Here is a 22,313-nt window from a genome sequence, read left to right as displayed (position 1 = left end):
TATCTAGGCCGGCTTGCCGACCTGATCGAGAAGCCATGCCTGGAAGGCGCGGGCAAGGACATTGTCCTGCCGCCCTTCCGGCAAGGCGACGTAATAGCTCTTGTCGGTTTGCAGTGGAATGTCGAAGACGATTTCGAGACGGCCGGAGACGAGTTCCGCCTCGATCAGATATTTTGGCAGAAGGGCAAAACCGATGCCGCTTATGGCTGCTTCAATGATCATAGAAAACTGGTCGAAACGGCTGCCTCTATAGGCATTCTCCGCCGTTACCCCATTCATCTCCAGCCACTCAGTCCATAGTTTCGGCCGTGTGGTCACGTGTAGCAACGGTTGTCGGTTAAAATCCTCCGGCTCTCTCATTCCCGCGCGCTGAAGCAGAGCGGGGCTGGCGACCGGCACGATCACTTCGTTGCATAAAAAGGTGCAGGTGCCGTGAGCCCAGACCGGCTGGCCGTAATGGATGGCGAGGTCGAAACCTTCCTCATCGAAATCGAAGGGGTGCGAGCGCGAGCCGATGGTGATGGTCATTTCCGGGTTGGCGTCGATGAAGCGGTGAAGACGGGGCATCAGCCATCGGCTGCCGAAGGTTGGCAGGGTGGCGACGGAAAGTGATGCATGCGATGTTCCGGCCGAGACCGCGCGCACCATCAGCTGTTCGGATTGCTGCAACAGGCGCCGCACGTCTGGCAGGAATTTGCGACCCGCTTCCGAAAGGACGACGCGCCGGCGGATGCGTTCGAAAAGCTGCATTCCGGTCTGCGCCTCGAGTTCGCCGATCTGCCGGCTGACCGCACTTTGCGTGAGGTTGAGTTCTTCCGCCGCACGGGTAAAATTCCCATGCCTTGCGGCACACTCGAATGCTTGCAGGGTTACGATATCAGGGACCAGTCTTCTGCGCGGATCCATACCATTCTCGCATCAACTTACCCGCTTTCCTCATTGGAAAAGGGTCATTATGGCCATATATGATTACGGGAAAGAATGGAATGGTGTTTTGCCGGCTTCGACGGAGGCACCGTTTCACAAAATGATAAATTCGGGGAAAGAAGAGCGACGGGAGTTGAAAGCGCCGTATCAAAAACGGCCTTTCCTCCCCTTTGAGCCAAAAAGGATAATTTGACATGGATGCGACCACGAAGCTTGACGTGAAACAGGAAGCCGCGGCCCTGCTCGACAGAATGGGCGTCGCCCGCGATCTTTATACCGGCGGCGATATGGCGTCGTTCAGCCCGGTAACGGGTGAACAGATCGCTAGCCTCAAGACCATTTCGGTCGAGGGTGTCGCAGCCGTGGTCGACAAGGCCGATGCCGCCTTCAAGATTTGGCGCAACGTGCCTGCTCCGCGCCGTGGCGAACTGATCCGGCTTCTGGGCGAAGAACTGCGCTCCTTCAAGGCAGATCTCGGTCGGCTCGTCTCGCTGGAAGCGGGCAAGGTCCCGTCCGAAGGTCTCGGCGAAGTGCAGGAGATGATCGATATCTGCGATTTCGCGGTCGGTTTGTCCCGCCAGCTTTACGGCCTCACCATCGCCACCGAACGCCCCGGCCACCGTATGATGGAAACCTGGCATCCGCTCGGCGTTGTCGGCGTTATCTCCGCTTTCAATTTTCCGGTCGCGGTCTGGTCGTGGAACGCGGCGCTCGCGCTAGTCTGCGGCAATTCGGTGGTCTGGAAGCCATCTGAAAAGACCCCGCTGACGGCACTTGCGGTTCAGGGCATCTTCGAACGTGCCGTAGCCCGTTTTGGCGATGCGCCGGAAGGGCTGTCGCAGCTTCTGATCGGCGACCGCGCCGTTGGTGAAGCATTGGTGGACAACCCCAAGGTTCCCCTGGTTTCTGCAACCGGTTCCACCCGCATGGGCCGCGATGTCGGCCCGCGTCTGGCGAAGCGCTTCGCCCGCGCCATTCTGGAACTGGGCGGCAACAATGCCGGCATCGTCTGCCCGTCTGCCGATCTCGACATGGCGCTGCGCGCCATTGCCTTCGGCGCCATGGGCACGGCCGGCCAGCGCTGCACCACGCTTCGCCGTCTCTTCGTGCATGACAGTGTTTACGACCAGCTCGTGCCGCGTCTGAAAAAGGCCTACGCCTCCGTCTCCGTCGGCAATCCGCTCGAAACATCGGCGCTTGTCGGACCGCTGGTGGACAAGGCGGCTTTCGACGGCATGCAGAAGGCGCTCGAAGCGGCCAAGGCGCATGACGGCGTGGTGAATGGCGGCGGGCGCGTGGATACGGGTGCGCCGGATGCCTATTATGTAAAGCCGGCACTTGTCGAAATGCCTGAACAGGCAGGGCCGGTGTTGGAAGAGACCTTCGCGCCGATCCTTTATGTGATGAAGTACAGCGATCTCGATCAGGCGATTGACGCGCATAACGCCGTTGCCGCTGGTCTGTCGTCGTCGATCTTCACCCGTGACATTCAGGAATCGGAACGTTTCCTGTCCTCGGAAGGCTCGGATTGCGGCATCGCCAACGTCAATATCGGAACCTCGGGCGCGGAAATCGGCGGCGCATTCGGTGGTGAAAAGGAAACCGGCGGTGGCCGCGAATCCGGTTCGGATGCATGGAAGGCCTATATGCGCCGCGCCACCAACACGATCAACTACTCCAAGGCGCTGCCTTTGGCGCAGGGCGTTTCCTTCGATATCGAGTAAATCGCTTCGCAAGTTTGCGCATTCGATAGCGATATTGATCCATCATGCCGGTGCGGCCAGTCCGCACCGGCATTCGTCTGTTAAGCAGGCTTGTTAATGCCTCCTGCGATGATTTGCGGGAAAGAGGCGTCTCTGCGGAATTTTATTCCCGCAATATCGCTGATATTGAATTATCCTCTCTCTATCGTTTTCATCGAAAACCCTAGCATTGCTCCATATCGCAAACCGGCCCCAGGGGGGTCGGCGACAAGGAGCTAAAATGCCAGCCATTACCCGTCGTGCCCTCTCCGCCAGTTTTCTTGTTGCCGCTGCATTATCCGTGCTGCCCTTGCAGGCGCAGGCGGCGGAAGAGCTGAAGATCGGTTATCAGAAAACCGGCCTGCCGGTGATCGCGAGGCAACAGGGCGTCATCGAAAAGGCGCTTGAGGCCAAGGGCGTCAAGGTTTCGTGGGTCGAATTCACCGCAGGCCCGCCGCTGGTGGAGGCCTTGAATGTTGGCTCCATCAATGTCGGCTGGACGGGCGATGCGCCGCCAATCTTCGGTCAGGCCGCCGGTTCGGCCATCGTTTACGTTGCGGCTCTTCCCTCGAACGGTAAAGGTGAGGCGATCTTCACCAAGCCCGAGAGCGGTATAAAGTCGGTTGCCGATCTGAAAGGCAAGAAGGTCGGCGTCGGCAAGGGCACAAGCGCCCACAATCTGCTGGTGGCGGCAATTGAGAAGAACGGCCTGAAATTTAGCGATATCGACGTGGTCTATCTCAGCCCGGCTGACGCGGCGGCAGCCTTTGCCAGCGACAAGATCGACGCCTGGGCCGTCTGGGATCCGTTCTATGCAATTGCCGAGACCCGCTATAAGCCCGTCACTCTGGCCCGCACCAGCGAGGTTCTCAACGTGAGCACCTATTTCCTCGCCAACCGCGACTATGCCAAATCCCATGCCGACACCATCAATATCACGCTTGATGCCCTGGGCGAGGCGGCCAAATGGTCCGCCGCCAACCGCGACAAGGTTGCAGCAGCCCTGCATGAGGTGACAGGTGTACCGCTGGAAGCGCAGACGTTGGCTGCGAACCGTTCGGAATTCGGTATTTCGAAAATCGATGACAAGATCATTGCCAGCCAGCAGGAAACTGCCGACCGCTTTTATCGCCTGGGCCTGATCCCTAAGCAGATCAGCATCAAGGATGCCGTCTGGTCAGGCGCCACCAACTGATCCCGGATACGGAGGGCTTCGCGATGAGCATCAGAAGGCGTATCGAGGCAGGAAGCATCACGGGCTGGTTGCTTCCTGCCATCATTCTTGCCGGCTGGGAGCTTGCTGCCCGCGTCGGCCTCATTTCGGCAAACGTCCTGCCGGCTCCCTCTGCCGTCGCGGAAGCCTTCTGGCGGCTTTTGCTTTCGGGGGAACTCATCGCCAATATCGGCGTCAGCTCCGCTCGCGCTCTGGCCGGTTTCGCCGTTGGCGGCGCGATTGGCTTCATCTTCGGGCTGGCCAACGGACTGTCGCGGTTTTCCCGCAGCTTTACCGACACGACGCTGCAGATGATCCGCAACATCCCGCATCTGGCGCTCATTCCGCTCGTCATCCTCTGGTTCGGCATCGACGAGGAGGCAAAGCTTTTCCTCGTGGCACTCGGAGTGTTTTTCCCCATCTACATCAACACGCTGCTCGGCATTCAGGGGGTCGATCCGCAACTGGTGGAGATGGGGCGTACCTATGGCATGTCGCCCTTCACCCTGTTCCGGCGGGTGATCCTGCCCGGCGCGCTGCCGTCCATTTTCACCGGCCTGCGTTATGCGCTCGGCATCATGTGGCTGACGCTTATCGTGGCGGAAACGATTTCCTCCTCTTCCGGCCTCGGCTACATGGCCATGCAGGCGCGCGAGTTCCTGCTTATCGATGTCGTCGTGCTGTCGATCCTTATTTACGCGCTTCTTGGCAAGCTGGCGGACAGTTTCGCCCGCTTCCTCGAAAGCATCTTCCTGCAGTGGCATCCAGCCTTCAAGAAAGTCTGAGGTAACCCATGTCGACCAGCAATGTTACGACGTTGAGACGCCCCGATGCCCCATCATCCTCCCCTTCCGGGGCAGAGACCAAGGTTGAACAGCGCGGCAAGCAGGACGACAGCAAGGTCGCTTTCAGCTTCCGCAATGTGACCAAGACCTTTGGCGATAAACCGGTTCTGCGCGGCATCGATCTCGATGTGCGGGAAGGCGAGTTTCTGGCTATTATCGGCAAGAGTGGATGCGGCAAGAGCACGCTTTTGCGTATCTTGGCCGGTCTTGATGCGCCCACAAGCGGCACCGTTTCGAAAGACGCATCGAGCCGCACTCGCATGATGTTTCAGGAGCCGCGCCTTCTGCCATGGGAGCGCATCGCAAACAATGTATCCGTGGGCCTGACCGGCATCGCCAAAGGTGAGGCGGCCAACGAGCAGGCGCTTGCCATTCTCGAAGAGGTTGGGCTAAAGGACCGGGCGGGCGAGTGGCCCTATGTCCTGTCTGGAGGCCAGAAGCAGCGCGTGGCGCTGGCACGCGCGCTGGTGGCGCATCCGCAAATTCTGGCGTTGGATGAACCCCTCGGGGCGCTCGATGCGCTCACCCGCATCGAAATGCAGCTTCTGCTGGAGCGCATCTGGCGCAAGCAGAAATTCACCGCCGTTCTCGTTACGCACGATGTTTCGGAAGCCGTCGCACTTGCAGACCGCATCGTCGTGATTGATGAGGGGCGCATCGCCCTTGATCTCGATGTGAAACTGCCGCGTCCGCGCCGACACGGCACCCCGGAATTCGCGCGGCTTGAAGAGCAGGTTCTGAACCAGCTTTTCGGTCGTGGTGAAATCGGTGGGTGATGTGATGGACCGGCAGGGTCGAGACCCTGCCGGAACCAGATAATCAGCCGATGCTCATCAGGCTGGCATTGCCGCCGGCAGCCGTTGTGTTGACGCTGACGGAGACTTCTTCCACCAGCCAGTCGAGATTGTAGGGCTGGGTTTCACGGTCAAGCGCTTCCGTCGTGGCGGCCTGAACCAGAACCAGAGGACCGGGCAGGGCGGCGATTTTCTTGTTGATCGCAACGACACGTTCCGCATCGCCCTCGATCAGCGCGCCGGCGAAGGGGGCGGATTTTTCCCAGCTGTCAGCCCAGGTGATGCGCGAGGTGACGGTTGCCGGCAATCCGTAGATCGACTTTTCCAGCCCCGACGCATTATCGATAACGACCGAGTTGCCGGTGGCAAGCGCTGCCGCAAGCTGGCGATAGAGCCCTTGCTCGGTGGCCGGAATAAGCAGCACCTTGCCGCGCGGATGCAGCGCATAGACGTTGCGTTCGCCGACTGGGCCTGCCAGTTCGGTTTCGAAACCGAGGCCGGAGAGGGCTGCGGCCTGTCTTGCGGCTTCGGCTGCAACGCTCTGGCCGTTTTCATCCAGCCAGCGGGCGAGATCGATAGCCGCCTGGTCCTGCTGGCTGGCAACGCGGTCGATCTTCGGCGCGGTTTGTGTGACGCGGCCGAGATAGAGCGGGCCGCCCGCCTTGGGGCCGGTGCCGGAGAGGCCACGCCCGCCAAAGGGCTGGACGCCGACCACGGCGCCGATGATGTTGCGGTTCACATAGAGATTACCGGCCGCGACGCGCGACAGGACATGCTGGATGGTATCGTCAAGACGCGTATGCAGGCCGAAGGTCAGGCCATAGCCGGTGGCGTTGATCTCGTCGATCAGCCGGTCGAGATTGTCGCGCTTGAACCGGATGACGTGCAGCACCGGCCCGAAGACCTCTTTCTTCAGATCGGCGAGCGATTTCATCTCGATGATTGTCGGTGGCACGAAGGTGCCCTTGCCGGTTTCGCCGGCAAGCGAAATCTGCTCGATCCGGTGGCCGAGTGCCCGCATGTGGTCGACGTGTTTTTCGATGATGCCTTTAGCTTCAGCGGTGATCACGGGGCCGACATCGACGGAAAGGCTATCGGTGCGCCCGATGCGCAGTTCGTGCAGCGCGCCTTTCAGCATCGTCAGGGTGCGGTCGGCCACATCTTCCTGCAGGCAGAGAATGCGAAGCGCCGAGCAACGCTGGCCGGCACTGTCGAAGGCAGAGGCGATGACGTCGGCGACGACCTGCTCGGCAAGCGCTGAGGAATCGACGATCATGGCGTTCTGGCCGCCGGTCTCGGCAATCAGGGGAACGGGCTGGCCGTTTGCGAGAACCCGGCCTGCGAGTTGACCCTGGATGAGCCGCGCCACTTCCGTGGATCCGGTGAACATCACACCCGCCGTGAGCGCTGAGCCGACAAGTGCCGCACCGGTCTTGCCGTCACCTGGCAGAAGTTGCACGGCGTCCTGCGGAACGCCTGCCTCATGCAGCAGGCGCACACCCTGCGCTGCGATCAACGGGGTTTCTTCGGCGGGCTTTGCCAGTACCGGATTACCGGCAACCAGTGCTGCCGTTACCTGGCCGATGAAGATGGCAAGCGGGAAGTTCCACGGGCTGATGCAGACGACCGGGCCGAGCGGTGTCTCGTTGGCCTTGAAGGTCTTCCGGGCTTCCGCTGCGTAATAACGCAGGAAGTCAATCGCCTCGCGCACCTCGGCAATGGCGTTCGGCATGGATTTTCCGGCCTCGCGCATGATGAGGCCAAGCAGGGCCGGCATTTCGGCCTGCATCCGGTCGGCAGCGCGCTCCAGGCAGGCGGCGCGCTCCTCGACCGGCGTGGAAGACCAGTTGGAGGCTGCGGCCCGTTGCATTGCCGCCTCGACATCGGCCTCTGTGGGTTCGGTTACATAACCGACGACATCATTGTGGTCGCCGGGATTGAGGACCGGGCGTGTCTTTCCGCCTGCGTGCGGTGCTGCGGCTTTCCATTCCGTCGTCGCACCTGCCTTAAGGACGTTGTCCAGCGCGGCAAGTGCCGTTTCATTCGAAAGATCGAGGCCGGCGGAATTTGCCCGTTCGGGGCCGAAGAGACCAGCGGGTGCAGCAATGCGGTCGTGCCGTGCGCCGGGAACGGGGTAAGCCTTGACCACGGTGACCGGATCTTCCAGCAGGGAAGCCACCGGCACGGCGGGATCCGCTATGCGGTTGACGAAGGAGGAGTTCGCGCCGTTTTCCAGCAGACGGCGGACAAGATATGCTAGCAGCGTCTCGTGGGTGCCAACAGGCGCATAAAAGCGGCAGGGACGATCGAGCTTCTTCTTGCCGACGACTTCGCTGTAAAGCGGTTCGCCCATGCCGTGCAGGCACTGGAACTCATAATCGCCGAGTTTGAAGTCCGGACCGGCGAGATGGTAGATGGTCGCCATGGACTGGGCGTTGTGGGTCGCAAATTGCGGGAACACGACGTCACGCGCGGCAAGCAGCTTGCGGGCGCAGGCGATATAGGAGACATCCGTGTGCACTTTGCGGGTGAAGACGGGGAAGTCTTCCAGCCCGTCCACCTGTGCGCGCTTGATCTCCGCATCCCAGTAGGCGCCCTTGACAAGACGCACCATGATGCGGCGACCGGCACGTCGGGCGAGATCGATGATGTAGTCGAGAACAAAGGGGCAGCGGCGGCCATAGGCCTGCACAACGAAGCCTAGGCCGTTCCAACCGGCAAGATCCTTGTCGAGCGCCAGTTCCTCCAGAAGATCGAGCGACAGTTCCAGCCGGTCAGCTTCCTCGGCGTCAATGTTGAGGCCGATATCGTATTTCTTGCTGAGCAGCATCAGGGATTTCACACGCGGCAGAAGCTCCGCCATTACCCGCTCTGCCTGCGCACGGGCATAACGCGGATGCAGGGCCGAAAGCTTGATGGAAATTCCGGGGCCACCATAGATGCCACGCCCGGCGGAGGCCTTGCCGATGGCGTGGATCGCGTTTTCGTAGTCCTTGTAATAACGCTCTGCATCCTTGGCGGTGGTCGCCGCTTCGCCGAGCATGTCGTAGGAATATTGGAAACCCTGTTCCTCCAGCGGTTTCGAGCGCTTGATCGCTTCCCCAATCGTTTCGCCGGTCACGAATTGCTCGCCCATCATGCGCATCGCCATATCGACGCCGCGGCGAATGACGGGTTCGCCAGCCCTGGCGATCAGCTTGGTCAGCGCCGCCGAAAGGCCGCTGTCATTGACCGTCGAGGTCAGCTTGCCGGTGATGACGAGACCCCAGGTTGCGGCGTTGACGAACAGCGAGCGCCCGCCGCCAATGTGGGACTTCCAGTCGCCGCGGGCAATCTTGTCGCGGATCAGCGCGTCGCGGGTGGCGGTGTCGGGAATGCGCAGCAGTGCTTCGGCAAGGCACATCAGGGCCACGCCCTCATGGCTGGACAGCGAATATTCCTGCACCAGCCCCTCGACGCCGGTGCCTTTCGTCTTGGCGCGCAACGCCTCGATCAGCTTGGTTGCCGTGGTGCGAATGGCTGCGGCCTGCTCGGGCGTGACGGTCGCAGCATCGATCAGAGGCGCCAGGCACTCTTCCTCTGGGCGGCGGTAAGCGGCGGTAATTGCTTTGCGCAACGGGCTCTGCTCGCGCACGGGCGGTGCAAAATTCTGGAAAATACCGTTCACCGTCTGCTGCGGGTTTACATCGGCTTTGCTTGCACCATCGGCCATTCTGAAAATCCTGAAAAAGCTGTTGAAGACAGACTGTCAGCGGCAGCATGTCCTCCGCTCGCCGCTTGTCATTCTGCTGCGTACAATATCATTGCCGTAAAAATTGCTATGGTCCTATTTTGAGGATAGAACAGGCCATATGAACTTTTATTATTCAAAATTGGCGTTAAATCACATGGCAAATAGTCATAAAACAGACGATCTGGACCACTTCGATCTCAAGATTCTCGAGGCCCTCAGCGAAGACGGGCGCATGTCGGTGCTGCAACTGTCGAAAAGGGTCGGCCTCTCCAAGACGCCGTGCCAGACACGGCTCAAGCGGTTGGTGGATGAAGGTTATATTCTGGGCTTCCGTGCGGTGCTCAATCCGCAGAAACTGGGCGTCGACCATATCGCCTTCGCCGAGGTCAAGCTTTCCGACACACGCGAAAAGGCACTTGAGGAATTCAACACGGCGGTGCGCAAGATCAAGGAGGTGGAGGAATGCCACATGATCGCCGGCGCCTTCGATTATCTACTGAAGGTGCGCACCAGCGATATCCGCAAATACCGAAGGGTGCTCGGCGAAAAAATCTCCAGCCTTCCATCGGTTTCCAACACTTCGACATTCGTCGTGATGCAGTCGGTCAAGGAGACCGGTATCTGACAAAGCGGCGAAGAAAAACGGGCAGGCACGAGCCTACCCGTCTAATGCTTTGCGAATTCTGCCAGCTCAGCGCGCGGTGGCTGCGGCGGTAACGGCGCTCATCTGCGCGTCAGGACCGAACTCGTTTTCGTTTTCGATGCCGAGAAGTTCCTGCAGGCGCAATCGCGCGCGGCTGACACGGCTCTTGATCGTGCCAACCGGGCAACCGCAAATCTCGGCTGCTTCTTCGTAAGCAAAGCCGGAGGCGCCAATCAGCAATATCGCTTCGCGCTGATCGTCGGGCAATTTTGCAAGTGCCGTACGAAAATCCTGAAGATCTACCGAACCATGCTGTTCTGGCGGCACCGACAGGCGCGAGGTGTAAACCCCGTCGGTATCCTGTACTTCGCGGCCGGACTTGCGAATCTGGCTGTAGAATTCGTTACGCAGGATCGTCACCAGCCATGCGCGCATGTTGGTTCCGGGCTGGAAACTCTCCTGTTTCGCCCAGGCCTTCATGATCGTATCCTGCACGAGGTCGTCAGCGCGATCCCTCGAACGGATGAGTGAGATCGCGAATGCGCGCAGGTTTGGCAGTGCCGCCAGCATTTCCCGTTTGAAATTGTATTCTGTCTGCTCCGGCTCTTTCGCCATCATTCCCCCGAAGCCTTGTCTTTGGCTCTGTTTTCGGCTTCATCGAGTTTCTCGAGAAGATCGAGGAATTTGTCAGGGATGCCTTCTTCCTGAACAGCATCGTAGAGTTCCCTGAGCTTGCGGGAAATCACCGCACGTCCAGAGTGCGGGACCTGAGGGTTGGCCGGATTGTCCGGAGAATCTTGGTCCGATTGAAATATGTTCATAACGTCCGGTATTCCTTTTGTGTCGTGGCAAGAATGCGCGATGAAAAAAATAGTTCCGGCGATCCGGAACTTTTTTTATGATGCGCACGTTGCTATCGTGGGTTTGCGTTGCAGACCGCATGAAAGGGGAGAATTCCATGTCAGTTTCTACACGCATCGCACCGCACCTGCCATATCTGCGCAGGTTCGCGCGTGCCGTTTGCGGCTCTCAATCCACTGGCGATGCCTATGTTGCAGCAACACTTGAAGCTCTGATCGCCGATATCAGCATCTTCCCGCCGACAAGCAACGATCGGGTTTCGCTTTATCAATTGTTCGTATCGATTTTTAGTTCCGTCACGATCAATATAAAGGCCGATGAAAACCTGTCAGGTTGGGAAAAGCGCGCTTCCGCCAACCTCTCTGCGGTACCAGCGCTCGCCCGCCAGGCTTTCCTTCTGACCACGGTCGAAGAGTTCACAGCTTCGGAAGCAGCAGAGGTTCTGAGGGTAACTGAAGCCCAGATCGGCCAGCTGATCGATGAGGCGGCCTCTGAAATCGCCCGTCAGGTTGCCACCGATATCATGATTATCGAGGACGAACCTCTGATCGCCATGGATATCGAGCAGATGGTCACCGATCTCGGCCATCGCGTTACGGGTATTGCCCGCACGCATGCGGAGGCGATCGATCTCTTCAACCGCACGCAGCCGAAGATGATCCTTGCCGACATCCAGCTTGCAGACGGTAGCTCCGGGCTTGATGCCATGAAGGAGATCCTTCAGATGACGTCTCTGCCGGTGATCTTCATTACAGCCTTCCCTGAGCGTCTTTTGACGGGTGAGCGGCCCGAGCCGACATTCCTCGTTACGAAGCCGTTCAACCCGGACATGGTGAAAGCGCTTATCAGCCAGGCGCTGTTTTTCAACGAAAGCTCTCGCGTCGCGGCGTGAAATTTGCCGAAACCGTAGACTGTCCGGGAACAACTACGGTACCCGGACGTTCGCGGTTACGGTCGTGAGGTGATCTCACGGCTTTTTGCAGGGAGATGAATTTGCATCGGCTGGCATGGCATAACGCGGAGAGGAACGAGAGCGAGCTACACGATTCGCTCGTCCTCGCTTTGCTCGATTCGGGCGAGACAGTCATGTTACAAGACTGGAACCGCGAGTATATATTCGTGGCCAATCTGCCGGATGTGTGGCGTCTGCCGACCGATAGCCATCCCACGGATGAAAATGTGTTTGGCACCGATCTTTCAGAGCGGCTTGCCGAACTTAAAAAAGATATGAATGTGGTGGGCAGTCGGGGCATGCTGGAAGTTAATGCCGGCAATGACCGGGTTTTCCAGTTCCAGATCCATTCCACCTTCAACCAGGCGAAGCAGGCGGTGATGAAAACCACCATTCGCGAGGTGACGGCGGAACGGCGGCGCGAGCAGCTTTTGCGCTCGCTGCTGCGCGAGGTCAGCCACCGTTCCAAGAACCTCCTGGCGATCATCCAGAGCCTTGCGGGCCAGACGGCCCGTTTCAGCCTCACCAAGGATGATTTTCTGCGCAAGTTTCGGGGCCGGTTACACGCTCTTGCCCAAAGTCAGGATCTCATCACGGATTCCGACTGGAGAGGTGCTCGCATATTCGAGCTTCTTCGCCAGCAATTCGATCTCTATGTGCCGGAATATCCTAATCTCATCCACATGGAAGGTGAAAACCTGCTGCTCAATCCGAATGGAGCGCTTTATATCGGTCTGGCTTTCCATGAGCTGGTCGTCAATACGGTCAGCCACAGCGGCAATCTCGCCTATCATCCGCCAATCTCGCTGCAATGCCGACAGGAAGGCGATTTTTGTATCGTTGAGTGGATAGAGCCGATCATGCCATCGAAAGAGCCGGCGCAGGCGAGGCGCGGCAGTTTCGGCAGCGTCGTGCTGGAAAAGGTCGTTCCATCCGCACTGGGCGGGAGTGCCGAATATCACCTCACGCCGGAGCGGATCGTCTACCGGCTGAAATTTCCTTCCGGGGACGTCACCGACATTTGAAATTTCGAAATAATGGCCCTCGGCTGGAGACCTGCCTCATAGGCAGTACTTCGGCCATTTTTGCGAGAACGCAATAAAAAAGCACGGCCCATGAAAGAGCCGTGCTTTTTTTATATGACAGGTTTTCAGGGGTGAAACCTGTTTATTGTCAGCCAAGCTTCAGGCGGGGACGGGGGAATTGCTTGGCCTGCAGTAAAAATGCATCCGCCCTAATTCGGTTCCACTAAAACGTATTTTTTTTGCGGAGGGCGAAATTAGCTGCTTTTCGTCTGCAGGTACGGGGATCCAGCACGCCATTTTTCAAATCGGGCCTGCCTGATCGGGTCGCTTGGGTATAAAATAGCGCATCGGCGCTTCAAGCGACCATTCGAACCCGGTTTCGCGATACTCCGTCACCACCTGTCCGCCGAATGCGCCTTCCGCATGCCTTTTGATTACCGTGGTACCAAAGCCCTTGCGGCTTGGTTCCTTCGCCGGCGGCCCGCCCGTTTCGGTCCAGACGATATAAATCATCTGACGTCCATCTTTTTCGAGCGGCTTCCAGCTCACCGTGATTTTTCCGAGCGCAACCGACAGGGCGCCATATTTGATGGAATTTGTCGTCAGCTCATGCACCACGAGCCCGAAATTTTGCGCCGCTTCCGGAGAAAGCATGAAATCGTCCCCAGACAGCTCGAAGCGTTCCGAAACGGTGCCGAAAACGTCGAGGTGGGTCTCGATCAGCTTACGGATCGGCAAGCCCTGCCATTGAACCTCCGCCAATGCCCGGATCGACATTCCGAGACCGCGCAGGCGGTGGTCCACCTCTTTCTGGAATTCCGGGATGCTTTTGTTTTCCCGCCCCAATTGCCGGATCATTGCCTGAACCAGCGTCAGAATATTCTTGGAGCGGTGAACCAGTTCGTGCAGCAGAAGTTGCAGCCGTTCTTCCGACTGGCTTCTGTCGAAGGAAGCATTGGAGAGCGCGACGGCGACCTGGTTGGCTTCCTTGATCTTGGTATCGACGGGCGCCACGATCTCGCCTTCACCGATGCGTTCAGCCATGAGCGTGAGATCGCGAATGGAACTGCGCAATTGCCGGCCGACCAGATAGGCGCCGCCGATGGCGATGAGCACCAGCATCGTGCTGCCGATCATCATTTGCCGCCACGTGTCGACCAATGCTGCCTGACTTGCGGCAAGTGGCCCCCACATCACGGTTCGCCATTGCCAGCCCGGCAATTGGGCATAGGCAAAGAGGTTGCCCTTGTCGTCGAAGAAATTGCCGCTGAAGGCCTGCATTTCTGAAAGAATGGCGGGGCTGGCAAATGGCTTGCCCACTTCCACCCCATTCTGCGCACTGGAAACGACAACACGATTGTTACCGTCGATAATGGCGACCGCCCAGTTGCGCGGCAGGTTTTCCGTGGGAATGAGCCGGCTCAGGTCACTTGTATTCTGCGTCAGGATCAGGGCATCTCCGGCGGACCCCAGATTGGGGTCGAGCGGCAAGGTAACGTTGAACACCCACTCCTTGCTCGTCGCGCCGAAAAACATGTCCGAAACGGTGATCCGACGGGATTCGATTGCCTTGGCCAGATTGGCCTCGGCCGGCACCTTGCTGAGAGGCTGGCCAAATGACACCCGGGTATTGAGATACTGTTCGCCTTCCTTGGTAGCCAGAATGGCGTACAGGCCCTCCCGTTTCAGGCTTTCGGCAACACGTCCCTGAAAAGCGGCGAGATTGCCATTCTCGAGTTCCGGGAATTGCGACAGCAGATTGAGGGAGGTGGCGATTTCCTGCAGGCGCCTATCGATGTTGCGGCTGACGACCCTGACATCCTCGATCGTCTCCCGTTGCAGGTCGTCGCGCTTTTCGCTTTCAAGGCGCAGCATCAAGTAGCCGCCGAAAAGGATAAGCGGCAGGGTGATGACGGTTGCCATCACCACCAGATAGGTGCCGATGGAGGCCGTCGGAAAAAAATTCGCACTGCGTCGACGTAAAGCCGAGAACGTGTTTTTCAGTTTTTTGCCGGGTTGAGGCATGCAAAAACTCCGGCAGTTACGGCATTGTTACGTCAAGGATAATACCGCGCCATCCTCCTTTAGCAATGCCTGATTTTTTCGTTCGGGAGCCGCAAAATGTCGCAATCGCGTCTATGCGACTGAAAAAATCGGAACCATTTCAATGGTCAGCCCGTTTGCAAAGCGAACCGGTCATGGAGTGGAAAGCGAAATTCGTCACCGCCCGGCCAGTCGAAAACGATGAAAGGAAGGTACGAAAATGGCAAAGAAACTTACGATACTCGTCACCGCCGCCCTGATGGGCACGACGGCTTTCGCGCCGCTTGCCATCGCCCAGGGTACAACCCAGCCAGCACCGGCAAATCCGAGTGCTCAGACCGAACCGGCAACGCCTCCCGCCACCCCGATGGCGCCGGCGGCTCCTCTGGCCAATGATAGCGCGGCCGCGACGACGGGCGGTGCTTACATCACCCAGCAGGGCGAAACGCAGATCAGCGCCAATGATTACATCGGCAAGTCGGTTTATACCGCAGCCGACGAGAGCATCGGTAACGTCACCAACCTCATCATGGAAAAAGACGGTGGTCTCGTCGCAGCCGTGATTGGTGTCGGCGGTTTCCTCGGTATCGGTGCCAAGGATGTCGCGGTGCCTATGGACAAGGTAACGATGACCCGCAACACGCAGGACGGCACCATTCGCCTGACGACGACCGAAACGGCGGAAACGCTGAAGGCTGCTCCGGAATTCAAGACGCTGGAACAGCAGGCCAGCGAAAAGAGCGCGGCAACGCCTGCAGCTCCGGACAGCACCACCACGTCCGCCACCAAGCCCTGATCCCCTTACCTGGGAGGCAGGAGCGGGATCGACCTCAACAGGCGTCCCGCGAGAGACACCGGCCATTGGCCGGTGTCTTTTTGTTTTAAATTGCGTTCGCTCAGTCCCCGGCGTTGCGCGAGGAATGCCAGGCCCAGGCGGATTTGATGATATCAGACAGGGAATAACGCGGCTCCCAGCCCAACACCGCCTTTGCCTTGTCGTTATTGGCGACAAGGGTGGTGGAATCGCCATCGCGGCGGTCGGTATATTCCACCGGGAAGGGGCGGCCGGATACGTCCGAAATCGCCGCCAGCAACTCTTTCACAGTCGTGCCGGTGCCGGTGCCAAGGTTGAGTTCAACCGTTTCACCGCCCGCCAGCAGATAGTCCACTGCCCGCACATGGGCGTCGGCAAGATCGAGAATATGGATGTAGTCACGCACGCAGGTGCCGTCGCGGGTGTCATAATCCGTGCCGAACACCTTGAAGCCCTGACGCCGACCGAGTGCCGCCTCGATGGCGAGCGGGATTGCGTGGGTTTCCGGCTTGTGCCATTCGCCGATGCGGCCTTCGAAATCTGCACCTGCGGCGTTGAAATAGCGCAGCATCACCGAGCGCAGCCCCTTATAGGTGCTGTAATCCTTCAGCGCCTGCTCGACTACCCATTTGGTGCGGCCGTAAGGGTTGATCGGCGCCTGGCGGTGCGTCTCGTCAATCGGCACCTGTTCCGGCAAACCGTAGGTGGCGCAGGTGGAGGAGAAAACAAATGCCGTGACCCCGGCATCGATGGCGGCAGACAGCAGGTTGAGCGAACCGATGACGTTGTTGTCGTAGAAGGCCACGGGTTGCTTTACCGATTCGCCGACTTCAATCAGCGCCGCAAAGTGGAGTACGGCCTCCGGCTGGTGCCTGGCGAAAACCTCGTCCAGCCGCGCGCGGTCGCGAATATCGCCCTGCTCGAAGGGTCCCCAGCGGACGAATTCCTCATGTCCATTGGACAGATTGTCGAAAACGACCGGTTCATATCCCCGCTCAGACAGGAGAAGGCAGGTATGCGAACCGATATAGCCGGCACCGCCGACGACAAGGACTTTCTTCTTCATCAATCGCCTTTCAGAAAAAACGGGACGTGCGGGAGACTGTATTTCACTTTGTTCAAATAAGGGCGGCGTGGCACTGAGCACCATCAACCAGTCTATCCATCGCGGGTAACATAAAAAAAACTGCGCATCCATGGTCTGGATGCGCAGCAGCAAATGAGAGTTTGACGAAGAGCCTTAAACGCGCCCGAAGGCGTGCCTATTTCTTTTTCCTGGTGTTGGCTCTGGTTGCCAGAAAGCCGGCAGCCATGGCAACGGCGAGCGTCGCGTAGGGGCGCGCCTGGATCGCCAGCGTCAGCAGTGATTGCAGCGCCAGAGGTGCTGCGGTCAAGGGAGCCGCCGTCAAGGATGCGACGGGTCGTCTTGCGGCATAGGCTCTCGGACGTTTGACGATCGCAAGCGCCACCAGCATGATGACACCAAGCAGAAACGCCGTACCGGCTACCACAAGCGCGGCCGGCCCCGCGCCGACATGCCGGGCAAGATAGATGGACCCCGCCACGACAGCCGCTACGAAGGCGATCAGGAAGAATATCCCGGTCAGCACCCAAAGGATTATCGTGGCGCGCAGGCGCCGCGTCACGACGCGTCCTTCACGCTGGGTGTCTCCCAGATAGACCAGCAATGCCTCAAGCATGATGCGGCCTTATCGACGTGTGAGGAGGGCGAGCACGAAACCGACACCAACGGCGATGCCGAGGGACTGCAGCGGGTTCTTCTGGACCTGATCCGTCAGATTGTCGTTCAGCGAGGAAATTTCGTTGCGAACGCTGTCGGCCATCTCGCCGGAAGCGGTCAGTGCGTCGTCGGCCACGCGGGCGGCCTGCGCCTTCAGTTCATGCGAGGCTCCAACGCCCAGCGCCTTAACGCTCTTGGCAAGATTTGCCAGATCTTCGCGAAGTTGGGCAAGCTGTGCTGCCACATCGGCTGCATCGCCGTTTTCGAGGGATTGCTGGATCTTGTCGTTGACGCTGCTACGCACGCTTGCCATGGGTGAAGTCCTTCCTGGAACATCGTTGATGGAAATGGCGTCAGGTCAAAAAGACTGCCGCCGCGGATGAATGCCGACGCTTACGAACTTTCGTTGCGGCAGCCGTAAACCCGATTGTCCGCCATTCAAACGCGCCGATGCCCGCTTGGTTCCGCGGCTTGGCGAGTTTTCTCCCGCGGATTTTGCGGCGGGGGCAATTTTCCGGGAATTCGGTGCCGGACATTTGTTTTCCTGTAACAAGCATCATATAAGGCCCATCATCCAGACGGACCTTGACTTCAATCAATATGTGAAACGCCATGCTTCAGACGCCCTATTACCTCATCGACAAGACAAAACTTCTTCGCAACATGGAGAAGATTGCCTATGTGCGGGAAAAATCCGGCGCCAAGGCGCTTCTGGCGCTGAAGTGCTTTGCAACATGGTCCGTTTTCGATTTCATGTCGCAATATATGGACGGCACCACCTCGTCGTCGCTTTATGAAGTACGTCTGGGCCGCGAGAAATTCAGTGGCGAAACCCACGCCTATTCCGTCGCTTATGCCGACTACGAAATCGACGAGGTGATTTCGAACGCGGACAAGATCATCTTCAATTCCATCAGCCAGCTTGAGCGCTTTGCAGAAAAGGCCTCCGGTATCACCCGGGGTCTGCGCCTCAATCCGCAGGTCAGCTCTTCGAGCTTCGATCTTGCCGATCCCGCACGTCCCTTCAGCCGTCTCGGCGAATGGGATGTCGCCAAGGTCGACAAGGTCATGGACCGGATTTCTGGCTTCATGATCCACAACAATTGCGAAAACGGCGATTTTTCGTTGTTCGACCGCATGTTGACGCAGATCGAAGAGAAATTCGGATCGCTCCTGTCGCGTGCGGAATGGGTCAGCCTCGGCGGCGGCATCCATTTTACCGGCGACAACTATCCGCTCGACCAGTTCTGCGATCGCCTGGCGGCCTTTTCGGAAAAATACGGCGTTCAGGTCTATCTTGAGCCCGGCGAAGCGTCGATCACCAAGAGCACGACGCTTGAAGTGACGGTTCTCGACACGCTGTTCAATGGCAAGAACCTCGCCATCGTCGACAGCTCCATCGAAGCGCATATGCTTGACCTCCTGATCTACCGCGAAACCGCCAAGGTTTTGCCGAACGAGGGCGAACATCCCTACATGGTCTGCGGTAAATCCTGCCTTGCCGGCGATATTTTCGGCGACTTCCGGTTCGACAAGGAGCTGAAGGTCGGTGATCGTATCTCCTTTGAGGATGCGGCCGGCTACACCATGGTCAAGAAGAACTGGTTCAATGGCGTGAAGATGCCGGCGATTGCCATCAAGGAACTCGACGGCAGCGTGCGTGCCGTTCGCGAATTCGACTTTGCCGATTTCGAGCAAAGCCTGTCTTAAACCCTGTTTTAACATGAAACGAAGCTGATCCCTGCGGGGAAAAGGAGGCATCACCTGAAATGAAGAAGAACGTTCTGATCATCGGCGCCGGTGGCGTAGCACAGGTCGTGGCGCATAAATGCGCCCAGAACAGCGATGTATTGGGAGACATTCATATTGCGTCACGGACTTTTGAAAAGTGCCGCAAGATTGTCGAGTCCGTACGCGAAAAGAAGAGCCTCAAGACAGATGTGAAACTTGAGGCCCATGCGCTTGACGCGATGGATATCGAGGCGACGAAAGCCTTGATTACGAAAACCGGCGTAGAGATCGTCATCAACGTCGGTTCGGCTTTCGTCAACATGTCCGTTCTTCGTGCCTGCATGGACACGGGTGTTGCTTATATGGATACGGCGATCCACGAGGATCCCACCAAGATTTGCGAGGCGCCGCCGTGGTACGGAAACTACGAGTGGAAGCGCGCTGCCGAATGCAAGGAAAAGGGCGTAACGGCACTGCTCGGCGTCGGTTTCGATCCCGGCGTGGTCAATGCCTATGCCCGCCTTGCCAAGGATGAATATTTCGACAAGGTCACTTCGGTCGATATCGTCGATATCAATGCCGGCAGCCATGGCCGCTGGTTCTCCACCAACTTCGATCCGGAAATCAACTTCCGCGAATTCACCGGTGTCGTCTATTCCTGGCAGAATGGCCAGTGGCAGACGAACCAGATGTTCGAGGTCGGCCAGGAATTCGATCTGCCGGTTGTCGGCAAGCAGAAGGCCTATATGACCGGCCATGACGAAGTGCATTCGCTATCCAAAAACATGGATGGCGCCGATGTGCGCTTCTGGATGGGCTTCGGCGATCACTACATCAACGTCTTTACCGTGCTGAAGAACCTCGGTCTTCTCTCCGAAAAGCCGGTCAAGACTGCCGAAGGTCTGGAAGTCGTGCCGTTGAAGGTGGTCAAGGCCGTATTGCCGGATCCGTCTTCGCTTGCACCCGACTATGTCGGCAAGACCTGCATCGGCGATGTCGTCAAGGGCATCAAGGATGGCAAGGAACGCGAAGTCTTCATCTACAACGTGGCCGACCACAAGGAAGCCTACGAGGAAGTTGGATCGCAGGGCATTTCCTACACCGCCGGCGTTCCTCCGGTCGCCGCCGCCATGCTGATTGCCACCGGCGAGTGGGATGTGAAGCAGATGGCCAATGTGGAAGAACTGCCACCGCAGCCTTTCCTGAACCTTCTGAACAAGATTGGCCTTCCAAGCCGTATCAAGGACGAAAACGGCGACCGCGCCCTGACGTTCTGATCCATCAAGACAATAAAAAGCCCCGCAAAAGCGGGGCTTTTTTTGTGATGAAGTTTGCCAGTTACTTGGCATCATCCTCGGCCTTAAGCCGAGGATTTACCGCACGGTACTGACCCGCGCATCAGCCCTTTGCCGGCTTCGGTCCGCGCTTTTCGAAAGGCCGGTCCTTCTTGCCTTCGAATTTGGGCTTGTCGCCGAAGGTCTTTTTCTTTTTCCAGGGCTTGTCGTCGCCCTTGCGGTCGTCGGCTGCGCCGCCAGCATTATTGGGTTTGTTGAACTTCCGCTGAGCCGTGGCCGGGCGGGTGTCCTCACGAACACTGCCGGTCATTTCCGGCTTGCCTTCCAGCGCCTTCAGACGAATGCCCTTTTCGAGCATCATGTCCTTGCCGATGGCGGAGGTGAAACGATCAACGGCATCGGCCGCCAGTTCCACGAAGGTCTCCGTCTGCTGCATGCGGATGGCGCCGATATCCTGACGGGTGATCTTGCCGAAGCGGCAGAGCATGGGGATGAGCCAGCGCGGTTCGGCGCTCTGCTTGCGGCCCACCGAAAGCGAAAACCAAGCGCTGTCGGAAAAGTCGGAACGTTCGCGGCGCGGCGCGTCGTTTTCAGGGGTTTCGAAGCTGTCGCGGCGCGGTTTGCGGGTATTGTCCAACGCGACTTCGGTGATGTCTTCCGGGGCGGAACGTCCGGCGTGATAAAGGCGCACGAAGGCGGCTGCTACTTTTTCCGCGCCATGCTGCTCGAGCAGCTGCTTGACGAAATCACGCTCGTCATCGGCCACGGCCTCGGTGAGAGCCGGATCGGCCAGGAGACGGGCACCGTCGCGTTCAACGATCTCTTCGACCGAAGGCGGGCGAACCCATGCTGCGCTGACCTTGGCACCTTCCAGAAGGCGTTCGGCCTTGCGGCGCTGGTTGACAGGCACCACGATGGCGCTGACGCCCTTTTGCCCGGCGCGGCCGGTACGGCCGGAACGGTGGAGAAGCGTTTCCGAATTGGTCGGCAGGTCGGCGTGGATAACCAGTTCGAGACCAGGCAGGTCGATGCCGCGTGCAGCAACGTCAGTCGCCACGCAAACCCGGGCGCGACCGTCACGCATTGCCTGAAGCGCATGCGTGCGTTCGTTCTGGGTCAGTTCGCCTGAAAGCGCCACGACGGAAAAGCCGCGATTGTTCAGACGGGCCGTCAGATGGTTTACGGCCGCACGTGTGGAGCAGAAAACGATGGCGTTGCGGGCTTCGTAAAAGCGCAGCGCATTGATGATGGCGTTTTCGCGGTCGGAGCCGGTCACCAGCAAGGCGCGGTATTCGATGTCCACATGCTGCTTCTGTTCTGAGGCGGTGGCGATGCGAACGGCGTTCTTCTGGTAGCTTTCGGCAAGCTTGGCGATGCTGCGCGGAACGGTGGCCGAGAACATCAGCGTGCGGCGGTTATCCGGCGATTCTTCCAGAATGAATTCCAGATCTTCGCGGAAGCCGAGATCGAGCATCTCGTCGGCCTCGTCCAGTACCACGGCGCGTAGCGACGACAGATCGAGCGCGCCGCGCTTGATGTGGTCGCAGAGGCGGCCGGGGGTGCCGACGATAATATGCGCGCCTCGCTCCAGTGCGCGTCGTTCGCTGCGGATATCCATCCCGCCAACACAGGACGCAATCGATACGCCGGCGAATTCATAAAGCCATTCCAGCTCGCGCTTGACCTGCATGGCCAGTTCGCGGGTAGGCGCAATGGCGAGTGCCAGCGGCGCGGAAGCCTGGCCGAAACGGGTGTTTTCCGACAGTAGCGTGGTCGCGAGCGCAATGCCGAAGGCAACTGTCTTGCCGGAGCCGGTCTGCGCGGAAACCAGCGCGTCCTTGTCGGCGAGTTCCGGCGAAAGCATGGCCTTCTGCACGGGGGTCAAATCTTTGTAGCCGCGTTTTTCCAACGCCTGCGCGATCGCCGGGGCGATACCCTGGGTGTCTGTCATCTA

At 58.7% G+C, this 22,313-nt stretch carries 20 protein-coding genes; 10 read left to right on the top strand and 10 right to left on the bottom strand.

Annotation, left to right across the window (positions count from 1 at the left end):
• Window positions 1-3 precede the first annotated feature (3 nt).
• Window positions 4-906, bottom strand: a complete 903-nt coding sequence (locus ACZ5A6_RS22410; protein WP_004432029.1) for a LysR family transcriptional regulator — start codon at window positions 904-906, stop codon at window positions 4-6.
• A 215-nt stretch (window positions 907-1,121) separates the two neighbouring features.
• On the opposite strand from ACZ5A6_RS22410, the gene amaB reads away from it, so the two are divergent.
• The 4 genes from amaB to ACZ5A6_RS22390 all read left to right on the top strand — a co-directional run bounded on the left by amaB (window position 1,122) and on the right by ACZ5A6_RS22390 (window position 5,503).
• Window positions 1,122-2,651 (top strand): L-piperidine-6-carboxylate dehydrogenase, encoded by a 1,530-nt coding sequence (gene amaB, locus ACZ5A6_RS22405; RefSeq protein WP_013762124.1) that lies wholly within the window; start codon window positions 1,122-1,124, stop codon window positions 2,649-2,651.
• Between the two features lie 259 nt (window positions 2,652-2,910).
• On the top strand, window positions 2,911-3,864 hold the full coding sequence (locus ACZ5A6_RS22400) for an aliphatic sulfonate ABC transporter substrate-binding protein (RefSeq protein WP_004432036.1): 954 nt from the start codon (window positions 2,911-2,913) through the stop codon (window positions 3,862-3,864).
• A 23-nt stretch (window positions 3,865-3,887) separates the two neighbouring features.
• Window positions 3,888-4,667, top strand: coding sequence for an ABC transporter permease subunit (locus tag ACZ5A6_RS22395; protein WP_004432039.1), 780 nt, complete (start codon window positions 3,888-3,890; stop codon window positions 4,665-4,667).
• Between the two features lie 8 nt (window positions 4,668-4,675).
• Window positions 4,676-5,503, top strand: coding sequence for an ABC transporter ATP-binding protein (locus ACZ5A6_RS22390; RefSeq protein ID WP_019566504.1), 828 nt, complete (start codon window positions 4,676-4,678; stop codon window positions 5,501-5,503).
• Window positions 5,504-5,546: 43 nt separating this feature from the next.
• On the opposite strand, the gene putA is transcribed toward ACZ5A6_RS22390, so the two are convergent.
• Entirely contained in the window at window positions 5,547-9,233 is a 3,687-nt protein-coding gene (putA, locus tag ACZ5A6_RS22385; RefSeq protein ID WP_111799417.1) for a trifunctional transcriptional regulator/proline dehydrogenase/L-glutamate gamma-semialdehyde dehydrogenase, read from the bottom strand.
• 175 nt (window positions 9,234-9,408) lie between these two features.
• Between putA and ACZ5A6_RS22380 the strand changes: the two genes are divergently transcribed.
• On the top strand, window positions 9,409-9,879 hold the full coding sequence (locus ACZ5A6_RS22380; protein WP_004432060.1) for an Lrp/AsnC ligand binding domain-containing protein: 471 nt from the start codon (window positions 9,409-9,411) through the stop codon (window positions 9,877-9,879).
• 66 nt (window positions 9,880-9,945) lie between these two features.
• Here ACZ5A6_RS22380 and ACZ5A6_RS22375 read toward each other — a convergent pair whose 3' ends face one another.
• Window positions 9,946-10,512 carry an RNA polymerase sigma factor gene (locus ACZ5A6_RS22375; RefSeq protein WP_004432061.1) on the bottom strand — a complete coding sequence of 189 codons (567 nt, stop codon included), beginning with the start codon at window positions 10,510-10,512 and terminating at the stop codon, window positions 9,946-9,948.
• Window positions 10,512-10,718, bottom strand: a complete 207-nt coding sequence (locus tag ACZ5A6_RS22370) for a NepR family anti-sigma factor (RefSeq protein WP_004432062.1) — start codon at window positions 10,716-10,718, stop codon at window positions 10,512-10,514. Before ACZ5A6_RS22370 ends, ACZ5A6_RS22375 begins: the two co-directional genes overlap by 1 nt.
• A 137-nt stretch (window positions 10,719-10,855) precedes the next feature.
• Between ACZ5A6_RS22370 and ACZ5A6_RS22365 the strand changes: the two genes are divergently transcribed.
• Both ACZ5A6_RS22365 and ACZ5A6_RS22360 read left to right on the top strand, forming a co-directional pair.
• Window positions 10,856-11,650: a response regulator gene (locus tag ACZ5A6_RS22365; protein WP_004432063.1), complete on the top strand. Its 795-nt coding sequence runs from the start codon at window positions 10,856-10,858 to the stop codon at window positions 11,648-11,650.
• Window positions 11,651-11,745: 95 nt separating this feature from the next.
• Window positions 11,746-12,735 carry a sensor histidine kinase gene (locus tag ACZ5A6_RS22360; RefSeq protein ID WP_035252645.1) on the top strand — a complete coding sequence of 330 codons (990 nt, stop codon included), beginning with the start codon at window positions 11,746-11,748 and terminating at the stop codon, window positions 12,733-12,735.
• Window positions 12,736-13,035: 300 nt separating this feature from the next.
• Here ACZ5A6_RS22360 and ACZ5A6_RS22355 read toward each other — a convergent pair whose 3' ends face one another.
• Entirely contained in the window at window positions 13,036-14,760 is a 1,725-nt protein-coding gene (locus ACZ5A6_RS22355) for a sensor histidine kinase (RefSeq protein ID WP_111799418.1), read from the bottom strand.
• Window positions 14,761-14,998: 238 nt separating this feature from the next.
• On the opposite strand from ACZ5A6_RS22355, the gene ACZ5A6_RS22350 reads away from it, so the two are divergent.
• Window positions 14,999-15,574, top strand: a complete 576-nt coding sequence (locus tag ACZ5A6_RS22350; protein WP_004432071.1) for a PRC-barrel domain-containing protein — start codon at window positions 14,999-15,001, stop codon at window positions 15,572-15,574.
• A gap of 100 nt (window positions 15,575-15,674) precedes the next feature.
• Here ACZ5A6_RS22350 and galE read toward each other — a convergent pair whose 3' ends face one another.
• The 4 genes from galE to ACZ5A6_RS22330 form a co-directional block, all read right to left on the bottom strand.
• Complete coding sequence (gene galE, locus ACZ5A6_RS22345) at window positions 15,675-16,658, bottom strand: UDP-glucose 4-epimerase GalE (RefSeq protein WP_065702975.1); 984 nt, start codon at window positions 16,656-16,658, stop codon at window positions 15,675-15,677.
• A 196-nt stretch (window positions 16,659-16,854) separates the two neighbouring features.
• Complete coding sequence (locus tag ACZ5A6_RS22340; RefSeq protein ID WP_004432075.1) at window positions 16,855-17,292, bottom strand: hypothetical protein; 438 nt, start codon at window positions 17,290-17,292, stop codon at window positions 16,855-16,857.
• Between the two features lie 9 nt (window positions 17,293-17,301).
• Window positions 17,302-17,646, bottom strand: a complete 345-nt coding sequence (locus tag ACZ5A6_RS22335) for an ElaB/YgaM/YqjD family protein (RefSeq protein WP_004432077.1) — start codon at window positions 17,644-17,646, stop codon at window positions 17,302-17,304.
• A 40-nt stretch (window positions 17,647-17,686) separates the two neighbouring features.
• On the bottom strand, window positions 17,687-17,947 hold the full coding sequence (locus ACZ5A6_RS22330) for a hypothetical protein (protein ID WP_111799420.1): 261 nt from the start codon (window positions 17,945-17,947) through the stop codon (window positions 17,687-17,689).
• Here ACZ5A6_RS22330 and nspC point away from each other — a divergent pair.
• Window positions 17,946-19,043, top strand: a complete 1,098-nt coding sequence (gene nspC, locus ACZ5A6_RS22325) for a carboxynorspermidine decarboxylase (protein WP_013762135.1) — start codon at window positions 17,946-17,948, stop codon at window positions 19,041-19,043. The genes ACZ5A6_RS22330 and nspC overlap by 2 nt on opposite strands.
• A gap of 59 nt (window positions 19,044-19,102) precedes the next feature.
• Window positions 19,103-20,341 (top strand): saccharopine dehydrogenase family protein, encoded by a 1,239-nt coding sequence (locus tag ACZ5A6_RS22320; RefSeq protein ID WP_111799421.1) that lies wholly within the window; start codon window positions 19,103-19,105, stop codon window positions 20,339-20,341.
• Between the two features lie 121 nt (window positions 20,342-20,462).
• Here ACZ5A6_RS22320 and ACZ5A6_RS22315 read toward each other — a convergent pair whose 3' ends face one another.
• Entirely contained in the window at window positions 20,463-22,310 is a 1,848-nt protein-coding gene (locus ACZ5A6_RS22315; protein WP_004432087.1) for a DEAD/DEAH box helicase, read from the bottom strand.
• Between the last annotated feature and the right edge of the window lie 3 nt (window positions 22,311-22,313).

It is taken from the genome of Agrobacterium sp. 6Ca8 (genome assembly GCF_055382765.1).
The sequence above is the reverse complement of the archived record's forward strand: the minus strand, read 5'-3'. Positions and strand labels throughout refer to the sequence as shown.